Source organism: Bacteroides sp. AM54-2NS (assembly GCF_003602935.1).
Classification (GTDB): Bacteria; Bacteroidota; Bacteroidia; order Bacteroidales; family Bacteroidaceae; genus Bacteroides; species Bacteroides xylanisolvens.
The window spans coordinates 231,810-248,167 of the sequence record NZ_QTMZ01000001.1 but is presented as its reverse complement, the minus strand read 5'-3'; the positions used below and the strand labels follow the sequence as shown (position 1 = coordinate 248,167).

10 protein-coding genes are annotated in these 16,358 nt (G+C 41.1%); 6 read left to right on the top strand and 4 right to left on the bottom strand.

The window, feature by feature from the left end; all coding sequences use genetic code 11:
* The first annotated feature begins 140 nt into the window (after positions 1-140).
* The gene (locus DXA05_RS00905; protein ID WP_008023843.1) at positions 141-1,742 is read left to right on the top strand and encodes a DUF6377 domain-containing protein; all 1,602 of its coding nucleotides are present in this window, start codon (positions 141-143) and stop codon (positions 1,740-1,742) included.
* 102 nt (positions 1,743-1,844) lie between these two features.
* Here the strand turns inward: DXA05_RS00905 and DXA05_RS00900 are convergent, their stop codons facing one another.
* The 4 genes from DXA05_RS00900 to DXA05_RS26765 are packed head-to-tail and all read right to left on the bottom strand — an operon-like array spanning position 1,845 to position 6,162.
* Entirely contained in the window at positions 1,845-3,374 is a 1,530-nt protein-coding gene (locus DXA05_RS00900) for a sulfatase-like hydrolase/transferase (protein ID WP_008023842.1), read from the bottom strand.
* A gap of 27 nt (positions 3,375-3,401) precedes the next feature.
* On the bottom strand, positions 3,402-3,539 hold the full coding sequence (locus tag DXA05_RS26775) for a hypothetical protein (RefSeq protein WP_284515332.1): 138 nt from the start codon (positions 3,537-3,539) through the stop codon (positions 3,402-3,404).
* A 50-nt stretch (positions 3,540-3,589) separates the two neighbouring features.
* Positions 3,590-3,856, bottom strand: coding sequence for a hypothetical protein (locus DXA05_RS26770; RefSeq protein WP_284515331.1), 267 nt, complete (start codon positions 3,854-3,856; stop codon positions 3,590-3,592).
* On the bottom strand, positions 3,820-6,162 hold the full coding sequence (locus DXA05_RS26765) for a sulfatase-like hydrolase/transferase (protein WP_284515330.1): 2,343 nt from the start codon (positions 6,160-6,162) through the stop codon (positions 3,820-3,822). The genes DXA05_RS26770 and DXA05_RS26765 overlap by 37 nt, the downstream gene beginning before the upstream one ends.
* A gap of 409 nt (positions 6,163-6,571) precedes the next feature.
* Between DXA05_RS26765 and DXA05_RS00885 the strand changes: the two genes are divergently transcribed.
* The 5 genes from DXA05_RS00885 (at position 6,572) to DXA05_RS00865 (ending at position 16,358) form a co-directional block, all read left to right on the top strand.
* Positions 6,572-9,727 (top strand): TonB-dependent receptor, encoded by a 3,156-nt coding sequence (locus tag DXA05_RS00885; RefSeq protein ID WP_008023837.1) that lies wholly within the window; start codon positions 6,572-6,574, stop codon positions 9,725-9,727.
* Between the two features lie 21 nt (positions 9,728-9,748).
* Positions 9,749-11,602, top strand: coding sequence for a RagB/SusD family nutrient uptake outer membrane protein (locus DXA05_RS00880; RefSeq protein ID WP_008023835.1), 1,854 nt, complete (start codon positions 9,749-9,751; stop codon positions 11,600-11,602).
* Between the two features lie 32 nt (positions 11,603-11,634).
* Complete coding sequence (locus DXA05_RS00875) at positions 11,635-13,302, top strand: hypothetical protein (protein WP_225450114.1); 1,668 nt, start codon at positions 11,635-11,637, stop codon at positions 13,300-13,302.
* 114 nt (positions 13,303-13,416) lie between these two features.
* Positions 13,417-14,925 carry a sulfatase-like hydrolase/transferase gene (locus tag DXA05_RS00870; protein ID WP_118218534.1) on the top strand — a complete coding sequence of 503 codons (1,509 nt, stop codon included), beginning with the start codon at positions 13,417-13,419 and terminating at the stop codon, positions 14,923-14,925.
* Positions 14,926-14,969: 44 nt separating this feature from the next.
* Positions 14,970-16,358 (top strand): sulfatase-like hydrolase/transferase, encoded by a 1,389-nt coding sequence (locus tag DXA05_RS00865; RefSeq protein WP_118218536.1) that lies wholly within the window; start codon positions 14,970-14,972, stop codon positions 16,356-16,358.

Here is a 16,358-nt window from a genome sequence, read left to right as displayed (position 1 = left end):
TATCAAACTGGTATTCTTTTACGGTTTGGTATGGAATTATAAATCTCAGACATGAGAATTAAATCACAAGCTAGCATTTATCAAATATTATATTTACCTTTATCCCAAATTCAGCTTTAGCGATAAAATCTAATATAATCATGAGAAAGTTTATTTTACCTGTGTTACTCTGCTTTATTTTTATCAATCCGGCTACAGCTAACGATGAAATCAAATCATTACTAAAAACATTAGATAAAGCCCTAAAGTATAAATTAGATTATGCAGAACAAAAGCAAGAGCAAATAGATAGTCTCAAAATAGAACTGAAGTTACACCATAAAATACACAAAAAAGTACAAATAGCCGAATTATTATGTTTCGCCTATTCTTCCTTTCAAAAAGATTCCGCTTTAACCTATGCTATTCATATGAATGAATTAGCTCAAGAAAGTGGAGATGGAGAGCTTATCATTGAAGCCAAGTTAGACTATGCACGTATTTTATCTTCCATGGGATTTTTCAAAGAAGCATTGTCCATTGTCAATCCCATACAACATGAATTATTGTCTCCCAAACTTAAAGTGGAATACTTCCTCGGGCAAGCCACTATCTACAATCACCAAAAGAATTTTGCTTCCAGTGAAATAGAATCACGCAAGAATGATTTGATAGAACAAACTTATCGTGACTCTTTACTTCAATGCGCAGAAGTCCCTTCCAATATACGGGCTTTCACAATTGCTCCTATCCTGCTACACAAAAAGAAATATAATGATGCCATCTATATGCTGGATAGTGCTTATTTAAGCTATCCCCAATATTCACGGAATGCCGGCATATTAGCTTATTCATTAGCCTCTGCCTATCAAGGCAAAGGTGACTCTAAGAATGCAATCAAGTACTTTGCCATATCTGCCATATCCGATGCAATAAGCGGAACTAGAGAGAACCGTTCTTTGCGAATATTGGCAAAACTTATTTTTGAGAGTGGAGACATAGATCGGGCATACACATACATGAAAAATGCAATGGAAGATGCCATCTTATGTAATGCCAGAATCAATACAATTGAAGCCTCGGATATGTACCTCTTCATCGACAAGGCTTTTCAAGAGAAAGAAAAACGCAAATTTGTTATTATTAGTAGCCTACTCAGTTCGCTGTGCCTTGTCTGTATCCTATTATTTATACTTTTCACCCAACTAAAAAAGCAAAAGAAAAAAGTGGAACAAGCCAATAAAAGCCTGTCATATCATTTGGATGAAATACAAAACATAAACTCTGCACTGGCTGATAGCAGTAAAATTAAGGAAGAATATGTGGGATTATATATGGAACAATACACCAACTATATCACTCAGATAGACAGTTTCAAAAAAAGAGCCCTTAAAATAGCAAAGAGTGAAGATATCAATAAAGTGGTTTCTTTCCTCAAATCTTCGTTGAACACGGAAGAAGACTTGGCCGAGTTCTACAATAATTTCGACAAAGCTATTCTCAACTTATTCCCCAACTTCGTAGCGGACTTTAACGCGCTCTTATCACCCGAAAATGCCATAATACCTGGTACTGGTAAACTACTGACTCCCGAACTGAGAATCTTTGCACTGATTCGGTTAGGAATCACAGATAGTGTGAAAATAGCCCATTTCCTGCAATACTCACTATCGACCATTTACAACTACCGCTCAAAAATGAGAAGCAAAGCCATTGGTGATCGTAACGATTTCGAGGAAAGAGTGGGACGTATCGGACAATAAAAAAACACCCACTGCAATAAGCTGTTTTTTTCTTATTGCAGTGGGAATGATTATTTTTCTCATATCGAGCTATACAAGCCCCCGAACACACATTCTTCTACATCAAGGATTGACTTTAACAACTTGTTCCCATTTCAGTTTCGTCGGATAGCCCCAATCCGGTTTAGTAGGATCACAGAAATCGCCAACAGACGCCATTCGAGCATAAAGTAATTTAGTAAGCTCTTCACGTTTTTTACTATACTTCGGATTGTCATAAAGATTATTCATTTCCATTGGATCCGCCTTAAGGTCAAAAAGCTGTGGATGACGCTGACCGTCCACATTGTAAAGTATAAGTTTGAAGCCATCCTTCTTGATGGCTCTTTGGAGGTTAATATATGTCAGCAATATGTCCTTGCGCTTTTTCACTTTCGGGTTCTGTATGGTTTGCGCTAATGAAATACCCTTAACAGTAGTTGGCGCCTTTATATTCGAAAGATCACAGAGAGTGGGGTAAAGGTCATAAAGATAACAGTAGGCATCGCTCATGACATTTTGCGGGATATTAGGTCCGCATATCACTAAAGGCACTCTCACCGCTGCTTCATATAAGTTCTGTTTCCCCAACAGTCCGTGTTCTCCGACACAAAGGCCGTTGTCCGCAGCAAATACGATGATGGTGTTATCGGCTTTGCCGCTTTTTTCAAGCATATCAAGGATACGTCCTATCTGAACATCTACCTCGTTCACCATACTGTAATAGCGGGCCCTTTCAGCAAGCACCTGTTCTGGTACACGCGGAGTAGGCAACAGTTTTTCATCACGTTCATTAAGATCACCATTATCAAACGGATGCTGTGTGACAAAATTCTTTGGCATCGTAATTTCCTTGCTGCCGTATTTGCGTCCGTAATCGGGTAATACGTTACGCGGATCATGCGGCGAAGTAAATGCGACATACATCAGAAACGGGTTATCATTCGATGCATTTGTTTCAATGAACTTGATGGCGGCATCGGCATACAACTCAGATGAGAAAGTATTGAGTGATGCATTTACCCATTGACCATTTTTGTATTTCCCTGTCGGGTCATACTCATGCAGATAAGGGCATCGGTGTCCCTTTTCTTCCTTTTCATTTCCATAGGGATGCATTCCTCCGAAAAAAATATTTGCACCCGTAGAGAACGAACGGTTGAATGCAGCTTTGTCACTATGCCATTTGCCGGTTCCGAAGGTTGTATAGCCGTTCTCGCGGAACAGTTCGGGAAATGTTTTCTCATTCTTGGGGATGATTTGTCCGTTGCGGTGTACATCCATCAGACCGCGCCCGGTAAGGAGCATCGCACGACTGGGCTGCGAGATGGCGCCATTGAGCCCGCCCATTACGTGAGTTTGGGTGAATGACATACCCTGATTGACAAGCCTATCCATATTCGGAGTCTGAATTTCGTTATTACCCCAGGCATGGATAGTGCTGAATGTCTGGTCATCCGTTAGTAATACAAGTACATTAGGACGTTTCGGGCTATTTTCTTTATTGACTTTTTCTGGATTTGCTCCGAATACGGAAGAGCCTCCAAAAGGGACATTTAATATAGCTGGAAGGCATAGGAACAGAGTCTTGTTTTTCATTTTTAAATTCATCATACTAGTTTTATTTTATGATTTAAGTTTCTATTTAGACGGTGCCTGGCAAGGGACTGCCCCCCAAGCACGGTAATGTTTAGTCATTGCATTGTTCAATTTCCGAAACATATCCCCTTGCAAAGGTAGCGGAGTAGTTTCCAAAGAGTCCTCTTCCAAATTGAACATCTGCGACTTTTCAAAGGGAAGATTCTGTAAAAGTTTATACTCATTATACCTCACAGCACTCTGTGACTTGCCACAAAACTGCGCGCCACCTCATTTCGGAGCCAGAAGACAAAGCGGTCTTCTGTGTTCTGGGTCTTTCCCTTAATGGCATCCAGTACGGAAATACCGTCTATCTCATGCTTGACTGGTACATTTACAAAGTCACATATAGTAGGCATAAGGTCCATCATCACCACGAAGTGATTGTCACGTCGGCCACCTTCGAAAACTCCCGGCATATTCAATGCGCAAGCGACATGAATACCACCCTCAAACATATCGCCTTTGGCACCCCGGTAGGACCATTGTTCGCCATACTTCCCCGGTCTCCTCCATTATCAGAAGCAAATATCACCAACGTATTATTCAATTGACCACTTTCCTCAAGAGATTGTATCACCTTACCTATATTATAATCCAAATGTTCAATCAGGGCTATCAGCCTTGCACGCTTAACCGGCAGAGACTTGTCTCTCTCTTGCACCTTGTTCACCCATTCTACCGGAGGTTGCAAAGGAGAATGGGGAGCATTGTAGGCAAGATAAAGAAAAAAGGGATTCTTCTCTTTTGCTTCTTTCTTGATATAATCCACACTCCATGAAGTAAACAATTCGGTAGCATGGCCTTTAGGATCGATTTCCTTGTCATTCAGGTACATATAATTTCCTCCCTGTCGCCGATGCGTGTAATAGTCATCCATCATATCCGCAAGAAAGCCATGAAAATGATCAAATCCTCTTTCATTAGGAAGATTCGGACTTTCCCAACCCAAATGCCATTTACCAATCAGCGCGGTTCTATAACCACCATTCTTGAGCACCTCGGGCATAGTGACGGCAGACGGATCGAAATAGCCCCAATTTTGGTCAACGGAGGGACGTATGACTCCGGGCACTCCTACCATAGCCGGGAAACGCCCGGTCAACAGTGCGGCACGCGAAGGAGAAGATACCGATGAATTGGCATAAAAATTATCCAAACGTACTCCCGTTTCAAAGATGCGATCAATATTGGGAGTACTCAAATCTTTGGCATATTGGCAGGACAAATCGCCCAATCCAAGATCATCTACAAGAATCAGCAAGACATTAGGAGTCGATTTATCAACCGTATTCGAGGCCAAAGCCGCACCGGAAGTCATAGCAGCTCCCAATGCCAACAAGGCTGTTTTTTCTATCTTCATAGTTACTATGTATGTTAACGTGTTATTTTTTATTCGTGCGCTGTACTTTTCGAGCAAACTGATCAGGAACTTCCGAATAGACGGACTCAGCCAGTGGGTAATCTCTTTGTCCAGTCTTTCAACCAATTCAGGTTCCTGCTTGCTCAAATTGTTTTTCTCGTATGGGTCATTGTTCAAATCAAACAAATGCAGCGTAATGTCCCCCTTTTGATTGTAACGAACCAGTTTCCATTTACCGTCTCTCACTGATATAGTCTTATTACCATTACCCCAAAATAAAAGCCTTGGAGCAAGATTTTCTCCTTTGAACAAAGGCACCAGAGAGGTTCCATCCAGTTTCTTCTTTGAATCGTTATAATGAATGTCAGCCATATCCAACATAGTTGGAAAAAGGTCGAAACTCATCACTGTTTGTTCGCATGTTGTGCCCTCTTTAATAGTACCGGGCATATAACAAATGCCAGGAACACGATGAGCACCTTCCCATGGACTTCCTTTAGCACCTTTATATCCTCCGGCAGAACCTCCATTATTTATTACCGGACCATTGTCGGAGAAAAAGACAACGAAAGTATTCTCATCCAGTTTATATTTCTTCAGTGTCTCCAGAATCCGCCCTACACTCCAGTCTAATTCCTCTACCATATCTTTATAGATTTCTTTATTCGATCTATCAGAGTTTTTATCCCCTTCCGGAGTGGCCTCTGTACGAATCGCTTTCTCATGAGGGCCCTGCATGGGAGAATGAGGAGCCGCATGTGCTATATATAGACAAAACGGCTTATCTTTATTTTCCTTTATATAATCTTCAGAGAGCGTTGTTAATAGGGTTGTTGTGTATCCCGGCATATCTTTCACTTCCAGTCCATCCCACCAATCCATATCACCATAACGGTTGCGGTGGCTCTGATAGTCGACATTTCCGGACTTAAAACCTACAAACTTCTGAAAGCCGAAATTCATCGGATGATGTTTCTGTAAATATCCTAAATGCCATTTGCCAATCAAAGCTGTCCGGTATCCATTGTCTCCCATGACTTTTGCAAAGGTTATTTCTTCCGACGGAAGTCCCACCTCCTTATCTTTATCATTCCGGGGTACTAAAAGAACTCTCTCCAAACCAGCTCTCTGTTGATAACGTCCGGTTAATAGCCCGCAACGCGTCGGACTACTAACTGAACCGTTCGAGTGGAAGTCTGTGAACATCATCCCCTTTCGCGCCATTTGATCAATATTCGGGGTCCTTATATACTCATTACCATATATGCCCACATCACCATATCCCATATCATCTGCAACGATAATAACAAAGTTAGGTTGTTTCTGAGCCATCATTTCAACAGGAGAAAATGCTGCTAAAGCACAAGTAGCGGCTACAAAATGTCTTGAGTGATTCTTCATATTTTATGCGATTTTAGTTGTTGAAAGGGAAAACAAATACTTTTATATTTATGCAAATATACGAAATGCTAATACCATTGAGTCACATCTGGTTCCATTTTAAGATAAAAGTAAGTCTACCAACAGATAAAACTCTATAAATCAAATAAATACATTGGAAATAAAGACAATTTATGTAGTTATGGTAAAAATGAATATAAAATCCGATATCTCCATATTCAACACCTTCCTCAACTATAAACAGTTCACACACCTATTACATTTTCCCCATCACTCACGGCACATAAACAGCTATTATTCAATATATTATATATTATACTGTTTTACAAATTCTCTTTGGCGGCTTTACATCCTATAAAAAATTAGTATATTGATTGTATTTTTGTGGCATAACTAAATTTATTACTATATGAGAAATATTATTTCTATCCGCATTCTTTTCCTAATTATTGTATTCTCCATATTTGCAGTTTCTTCATATACAGATGGAAATACATACGCCCAGAATGCCCGAACATTTGCAACAGGAACTGTTGTTGACGAGCAAGGACAGCCTATACCCGGCGTGAATGTCCTTTGCCAAAATTCCAATTATGGGACCACCACTACTATTGATGGCACTTTCAAAATTCAAACGAAAGGTAAAAATCCAATTCTTGAATTTTCGTTCATCGGATTTCAAAAACAAGAGATCACAATCAAAGATCCAAAGAAACTTATTAAGGTAGTCATGATTGAAGACGGCTATATGTTGGATGAAACCGTAGTCATTGGCTATGGAACCCAGACCAAAAGAACAATAACGTCTGCCATGACCTCCATCAAATCCGAAGAATTATCTGGATATGTAGGTTCTTCCATCGAACAGACCATCTCGGGTTTAGTGCCAGGAGTTCGTATACAGACTTCCGATGCAACTCCCGGTGGTGATATTAATGTAGAAGTTCGTGGTATCGGTACCGTTACTGCTGGCTCGGAACCTTTATACATTGTCGACGGAATACCGATGGAAGGCGGCCTGTCAGCAGTCAATCCTGATGATGTATCCAACATTCAGATTCTGAAAGATGCCGCTTCAACCGCTGTATATGGCTCGCGCGGTGCCAATGGTGTAATACTTATTACCACAAAGCGCGGTGAAAGTGCAAAACCAACAATAACCATTAATGCCGCAACCACCATAGCCCAAATACAACATAAGTTTGAATTGATGAACACAGCCCAATTGCTGGAATATTATAAAGATAAGAATCTGAATGAAAGATTCCGTTACACAACAAATCAAAATCAAGACTATTTTCCTTTCGACGAGAATCTCAATACAGACTGGCAAGATGCCATCTTCCAAAATGCCATTCAACAGAAATACAACTTATCTATTGCAGGAGGAAGTAAAAATATGCGTTACCGAATTTCCGGCGAATACTTCGACCAGGAAGGTATTCTGATATGTACTGGAATGAAAAGATTCGCTTTCCGTTCCAACTTCGACATCGAATTAAATAAATGGGCCAAAGTAACTGTGAACTTTGCTCCTACGTTTATCAATCAGAGAAGGACCAGAGAAGGCGGAGAAGGCTCGAACAGTGTAATCCGAACCGCAATTTCCATGTATCCCTTTTTCCCGGTCAAACTCCCGAATGGAGAATATTTTTCCACATTAGAGTACAACCTGGCACCGACTAAGGCAACCGATTCAAGAGATCCCGAAACCGGTGCATTCCCCACTCTTACCGATTCGCCATTAGCTGACAACCAAGACAACCCAGTCAGAATCGCTCATGAGTACAAAAACGAAACGAGTCAGAATCGCATTGTTGGCGGTCTTAACTTCGAATTAAAGTTGGCCAAGGGATTAACGTTCAAACCATCATTGGCTATCGATATCATGTCATCCGAAAACTCAATATGGTATCCGGCTTCCATTGGCAAAAACCGTACTGACTCTGAGGCTTCCACCACAATGACCCGCAAGCTCATGTGGATTAACGAAAACATACTGACCTATCAGAAAGAGTTCGGAGACCATAACATCAGTGCCGTAGGAGGTATGACTATACAAAGCAACCAACTCAACAAGCTCTACACATCCGCCTATCATTTTGCGACAGAATCTCTACCTTCCATCAACGGAGGTGTAGTCAACGGAGGATATTATAATAAAACCGAAGACCGTATGCTATCCTACATAGCCCGACTGACCTACGACTACAAAAGAAAATATATGGTTCAAGGAGTATTCCGTGCAGATGGCTCAAGCCGCTTCGGAAAGAACAACAAATATGGTTATTTCCCCTCCATTTCTGCAGGATGGGCTATGACAGAAGAAAAGTTCATGAAACCACTCAGGAAAGTACTTAGTGAACTCAAATTGCGAGGTAGCTTCGGCTTGTCCGGCAACAATGCTATCGGAGACTACAACTATGAGACCAAAATGTCACAGCAATCGTATATAGTAGATGGTTCTGTTGTAAATGGCTGGGCTCCATCGAACATTGCTAATCCAGATTTGAAATGGGAAGTGTCCAAACAGACAAACTTAGGTATAGATATAGGTCTTTTCCACAACCGAATATTCATGCAACTTGATTTGTACAAGTCTATCACCTCCGATATGCTTCTCAATACAATCGTTCCAAGCACTTTAGGAGTTTCACGCATGCTACAAAACGTCGGTTCCGTTGAAAACAAGGGTATCGAGTTCAATATCGTATCACGTAACTTGACCGGCAAATTCAAATGGACAACTACGTTCAACATCTCCGCCAACCGAAACAAGGTATTGGCACTAGGACTCGATTCTGAAGCCATCACTGATGGAGTAGCAGAATCAAACATCACGAAAGTAGGCTATCCGATAGGTATGTTCTACGGAAATGTATTCGGCGGTATCTATCAGTCAATGGAGGAGATTCAAGCACTGCGGAACGACCCCTATTCAGGACTAGCTTTCGACCCGAACGTTCGTCCAGGAGACTGTAAATGGTATGATCTCAACGGTGACGGACTTTATGATGATAATGACCGTACTATTATAGGAAATCCTTATCCACGTTTCAATGCCGGTATGGTCAACACATTCTCATACAAAAACTTCTCATTTAGTTTTCAGTTGAACGGACAATACGGAAATCAGATTTACAACTATACATTACGTGAAACACTCCGCGGAAACAACAATAACAACCTTTCCATCAAAGTAGTAGACAGATGGCGTTCGCCCGAATCGCCGGGTAATGGTTTAGCGGACCGTACTTACACCTCCAATGATGTACGTCCAACTACGGAAATGAGTAAATTTACCAACCGATATCTCGAAGATGGTTCTTATCTGTCCATCCGTAATATCCAACTTTCGTACACATTCGACAAAAAGATGCTTCGGAAAACCTTTTTAAACGGATTAGTACTAAGTTTCAATATCGACAACTTGCATACTTTCACCAAATATACCGGTATGAACCCCGAAGCCAACACATTCCGTTCGGCCACCGCACCGGGCATCGACCGTACCGGATATCCTTTATCCAGAAATTTCACCATGGGACTGAAAGTTACATTATAAATCTAAAGCATGAAAAAGAATATGAAAAATTTGAAGAATATATTTACAATGGCATTGGTTACTACCTGTATGTCCGCTTGTACTGGTTTTCTAGACATTGAGCCGGAAACCACTTTAACGGGTAAAAATTTCTACAAGTCACCCGATGATATACGTTCGGCATTGTATTCAACTTACTCTTCATTGAGAGACAACGGACTGTATTCGGCCAGCATCTATCTCTTCGGTGATGTGCGTTCGGATGTCGCATTCCCGAATCAGACCAATTATTATGCCAATACTTTCCGACATGAAATTGAAAAATTTACCATATCTGCCAACAACAGCGGAAACCAAAACTACTGGGCTCATCACTACAAAGGAATCATAAGAGCCAACACGGTCATTGAGAAAGGAAAAGAACTTTTCGGAAATGATGAAGCCGTTCAGAAATACATTGCAGAGGCCGAAGTACTACGTGCCCTTTTCTATTTCAACTTAGTTCGCGCTTACGGCGGAGTACCCATCATTATGGATATCCCGCAAGAATACACAGATTCCAGAGGTCATCTGCGTGCATCCACAGAAGAGGTGTATATACGAATTCTCACCGATTTGACCACCGCCATCGAATCTAACAATCTTTATCGCTCAACAAATAACGGAGAGAAAACTCCAACAGGAAGAGTCAACAAATATGCGGCAGAGGCTTTACTGGGAAAAGTACTTCTATCCATGCCGAACGACATCACAGAAGCTGCTTATCCCAACGTAGAAGCATGGAAAGATATATCTGCCAATCCAAACATTACCGTATTTTATCCGGAAACGACCACTACGCAATACGAAGCCGCCAAGTATTATCTAGAAGATGTGATAAACAATGGAGGATACGAATTGTACCCGAATTTCAGTGAATTATTCAAGCCCACAAACAAACATTCAAGTGAGTCTATATGGGAAGTGGAATATAAAACAGGTCAGGCAGAAGGATTGGGCAGCCCGTTCTACACTCTTTTCTCACCCGCATCCTATGCACCCCGCAATAAAGCCAACTCAAACGGATATATCCCATCTCCCATTTCAAATCAAGGAAATGGCGCATGCGCACCGACCGGATATTTTATGGACATGGCAAAGAAATGGGATTCCATGTATCCCGATTATCAATATGAAGTACGCAAATTCGATGATGTTATCTACACCGATACACGCATCAGCGACGGTAATATCAAATTAGACACAGATGGTATTTCTTATCTTCCGGTTAATGAAAATAAAGATTATACACAAAACGTCGCATATCCTTACGACCCTTATACTGGTACCTCTTTCCGGACTTCTGTCAAAGGCTTTAGCGCAGACGACCAGTGGATGTGCGGCAAATACATGGGTTCATCAGAATATAAAGTAAATGATTCTGATGACAATTGGTATATCCTCCGTTTTGCGGACGTACTGCTGTTATTGGCAGAAGCGGAAGCACATATAAGTGACGGAGTTCTGTCACAAAGCGTTTTGAATAATACAATCAACCTTGTACGGGAAAGGGCCGGTATTGTTCCGTACCTTGCATCTGGAGACTCTAATAAAGAATGGGTTCTAGATACTCCAGAAAAGGTTTACCAAGCAATCTATGACGAACGAACATTGGAATTGGCGTTCGAAGGACATCGCTGGTTCGATCTCGTACGCTCAGGGAAAGCAGTAGAAGTAATGAACCAACACTTCACCAATTTCTATAATGCTTATACTTCCAACAGCTCTCCTAATGTGAACAACTACTATATGAAGAGCGAAAAATTTGAGATTGACCAATACTGTACCTTATTTCCTATTCCGTCACAAGAGATACGTTCCAATCCTAAGCTGACACAAAATTATGGTGCAAGATAACAAATGTTATATAAACGAAAGGAAACATGATTATGAATAAGATTACCGCATTACTATCCATATTGTTTATTTCAAGTCTGTTCTGTTCTTGCGAACACCCCGGAATAGAATATATTGTACAAGAAAAGGGGTTAAACGTACAAGAATCAACCATTTATGTAGACGGATTCCTAGCTAAAGGTACCCCCGCTTTTGCTGGTGATGAAAACGAACCGGGTGACCGCTTGGGTATTCCGTTCGTCAACGGGTTTGGTCGGAAACTACTCGTCAAGTTTGTCGATCGGTCATCCGAAACAGGATTGAAAATAGAAGACGGAGAGGTACAACTCTCCTTTCAGGGAGATAAACAATATGCTTATTTCCCAATAAGCGGAACCCCAACGCAAGACGGGTCGGTACCCATCTCATTTGATATTTTTGAAGATGGAGAAAAAATTGGCACTACTGTCACTAAAACAATTCCAATTTGGGCTGAGGGCACTCAACGTCCTGCACGTGAACTCATTCCTACCAGTGAGAAACCTTTTGTTCTTCTCGGTGGAGAAATTAACTGGGTAAATCAATCTGCTCCAGTGACCGGAGCACAAAACGAACAAATATTTTGGTATGCGCGAATGTCCAGTCCCTCCACAGAAATCAAAACTGCAGGACTTACATACAACTGTGTTGCTAACCTACGTTACAATTCCATTATGATTGCCAATAATGCCATTCGCCCCAGTTTTACCGAAGAAAATGGCGTAAAAGCACTTACCTTGTTTATTCCCACCCAAGAAAACATCGAACAATACCCCGAAGCTTTTACATTAAAAGACGGCGCTCTAAGCCACGTTTGGGGAGAAAATGACATATTCTTTCATGGGACAAACTCAAAACCAATTTCTGTAGGCATGTGGGACGAAAACACATCTGATATACTCTATGGCGGAAACCGCACACGCCCCATGTCATCTGCATCTTGGACTATCAGTGCTTCAACGCCCAAGTCTTATATCGAAAAGCCTGGTAACTATAAGATATATATCAAATATGCAAATACAGATGCCGGTAATGACATCGTGCAGTATTTTCCCAAACATCCTGTCACAGGAGAAACAGGATGGGTGCCTTTTGAATTTACAATTACTGAAAATCCGGTATCCGGATTTGTTGTCAATCCAAACCTTACTACTGATACTAACATACCGACCTTCAATGAAGATTGGGAACCTACAGAAAGTAATCCCGTAAAAGCAGTACGAGGAGAATTGGTATACAAAAGTAACCAGCAAACAAAAATTCTAACCAAAGGAGAGGCACTTGGAGGTAATATTGCTTTGCGCATTTGGTTTGCAACATACAAGTCAGAAGGAGCTACAGCACCAATAGGCTATAACTTCAAAGCGCATGATGACGGTAAGAACAATTGGTTTAGAGGATTCTACACACCAGATGTTGTAAAAGTAGCCGGTAACAAATCCAAAATTGGAGCTGGAACAGCCAACAAGAAAAGTAATGAGACCGTTCATTTCTTTGATGATCCAAAATTAAATGAAAAGTACTTCATATCGTATGTCGATTTTAATGCGGATGCAAGTACCTTATTAAATAAAGCGGGAACATTCACTTTCATATTCGATTCACTGCCTAACTCAGGCACGGCAACCCCCAAATTTGAGAATGGATTCACCTGTCCTATAAATGTTATAGTACAAGAATAAACAACAAATGTGAGTTCAATGATTTTTCACGTTATATTACTCTGAAAATTCATTGGACTCACATAGACTAATTGATAAAGATATAGAATTCACAAAAAGATTTAATCAAAAGTGATGAACAAACTAATAACAATCTCATCCGCACTCCTTGCGGCAACTGCCATAAAGGCGCAATCGCCCAATGTGATATTTATATTAGCAGATGATTTAGGCTATGGGGACATTTCGGCATTCAATCCGGAATCCAAAATCCATACTCCGAACATCGATAACTTGACACACTCCGGAATTTCCTTTACGGATGCCCATTCATCTTCCGCACTCTCCACTCCCTCGCGCTACTCCATTATCACCGGAAGGTATCCTTGGCGGACAACCATGAAAAGTGGAGTGCTGAATGGGTTCTCTCCAGCCATGATTACTCCCGACCGCCGGACAATTGCCCAAATGTTTTCTGAAAACGGCTACAGCACTGCCTGCATCGGGAAATGGCATCTTGGTTGGGACTGGGCATACATACAAAATAGTCAGAGAAAGCAGAAAGATGTAGACTTCTCACAACCCATCAAAAACGGACCTACAGAGAGAGGATTTGACTATTTCTACGGCATACCAGCATCGCTGGGCACAGCTCCACACGTTTATATAGAAAACAACAAAGTGACCGCTCTTCCCAACCGTACCATCGGTCCACAGAAAGGAATCAAACTGATACGCAACGGAGTGGCAGGCGCCGATTTTGAGCCGCAAGACTGCCTGCCTAATATCATACGCCACAGCGTGGATTATATCAACAAACAACGCAACAGTCAGAAACCGTTCTTCCTCTATCTCCCCATCACCGCACCACATACGCCCGTATTACCGGCAGAGAAATATAAAGGTCAAACAATTATAGGAGATTATGGCGATTTCGTAGTCATGATAGATGACATGGTGCAACAAATTGTGGAAACATTAAAGAAAAATAACCAACTGGAAAATACCATCATCATCTTTACATCGGATAACGGATGCGCTCCTTATATAGGTGTAAAAGAAATGGAAGAGAAAGGACATCACCCAAGTTACATCTACAGAGGTTATAAAAATGATATTTACGAAGGTGGACACCGTATACCGCTCATCGTATCCTGGAAGGGAAAATACGCAAACGAAATCAATGGATCACTGGTCTCACTTGCCGACTTCTACGCTACCTTTGCCCAAATGATGAACTATCGGCTAAAGGATAAAGAAGCAGAGGATAGTTATAGTATATGGCCAATACTAAACAAAAAAGGGACGTCTGCGCGTAAGAACCTTATTTATGCATCGGGCAAAGGATACCTTTCTCTGCGCACTCCCAAATTGAAGCTAGTATTCCACGGTGGTTCAGGCGGATGGGGTTATCCGAACAAGCCTACCGAACTTGCCCAGTTGCCTAGTATGCAACTTTTCGATCTGGAGAAAGATCCGTCGGAAACAATGAATCTCATCGGTGACAAACGTTATAAGAAAAATGTAGAAGAAATGACACAACTAATCAGGAAGTATGTAGAAGAAGGACGTTCCACACCCGGAAAGAAGAGCGCGAATGATACAGGCAATAGCTGGGAGCAAATCGAAATTTTCATGCAATAGCAGATTTCTAAAGTTAAAATATTAATATCTCAAAATATCGACAAATGAAAGCAATTAATTGTCTCTTATGGGAATGTCTCGCAATAGTTCCTTCGGCACTGATGGCTCAAACAACCAACAGTCAGCCTAATATCGTGTTAATCTTAGCCGATGATATGGGGCGCGAATGTTTAGGATGTTACGGTAGTACCTATCATACCCCAAACCTTGACAGACTTTCGGAAATAGGAGTGAGATTCGACAATTGTTTCTCCCAACCCCTAAGCACACCATCACGTGTACAACTAATGACAGGTAAATACAACAATAAGAATTACTCACGCTTTGGACACTTGAATCAAACGGAAAAAACATTTGCCCATTTGGCAAAAGATGCCGGATATACTACTATGATAGCCGGCAAATGGCAATTAGGCAGAAACAAAAACTTACCTCATCATTTTGGTTTTGATCGCTATTGCCTTTGGCAGTTAAGCTATGACAGGATGATAAAAGAAAGATATGCTGCTCCATTAATAGAACAAGATGGAGGTATAAAACTTTATTCAAACGATGAATATGGACCGGATATATTCGCTCAATATGTGACCGACTTTATTGAAGAAAACAAAGCTAAACCTTTCTTCGTGTATTATCCTATGGTACTGGTGCACGACCCATTTTACCCCACTCCACAAAGTGACGTATGGGAAGACCCCTCTATGCGCGAGGTACGCAATAACGCCAATTTTCCAAAGATGGTAGAACATGTAGACAAAAACGTGGGCATGATATTCAACAAGTTGGAAAATTTGAACTTATTGAGTAATACCATTATCATTTTTATAGGAGATAACGGAACAAATCGTAAAATTAGAACAACCATGAAAGATGGATCGGTAGTGAGGGGTGGAAAGGGACTGACAAGCGACACCGGAGTACGTGTACCCATGATAGTTTACTGGGGAAAGAGTGTCTATACAGAACATGAATGTACAGATATGATAGATTTTACCGATTTTATGCCTACTTTTGCCGAAGCCATGAATACTAAAGTGCCTAAAGAATGGGATATAGACGGACAAAGCTTTTTACCTCAAATAAAGGGGAAGAAAGGTAAGGCTCGCGAATGGGTGTTCTGCCATTACGATTCGAGATTCGGCACATCAGGAAGTAAAAATGCAAAACAATTTTTCAGAGATGTACGATATAAGCTCTATTCTGATGGCAATTTTTATGACACGATAAACGATCCCGAGGAAACAAATCCGATCAAAAAGGGTAGAGGAAGTGCAGAAGCGGAAAAGTCAAGAAAAAAGCTAGAAAAGCTCTTCTTAACTATACCAGCTTGGAAAGTGGGAGATCCTGCAGTGCCTATGTGCATATTACCAGAATTTCCTTTATTAGAAACTCCTAAAGACATGGGATTAGACCAGATATTACACTCATACTAA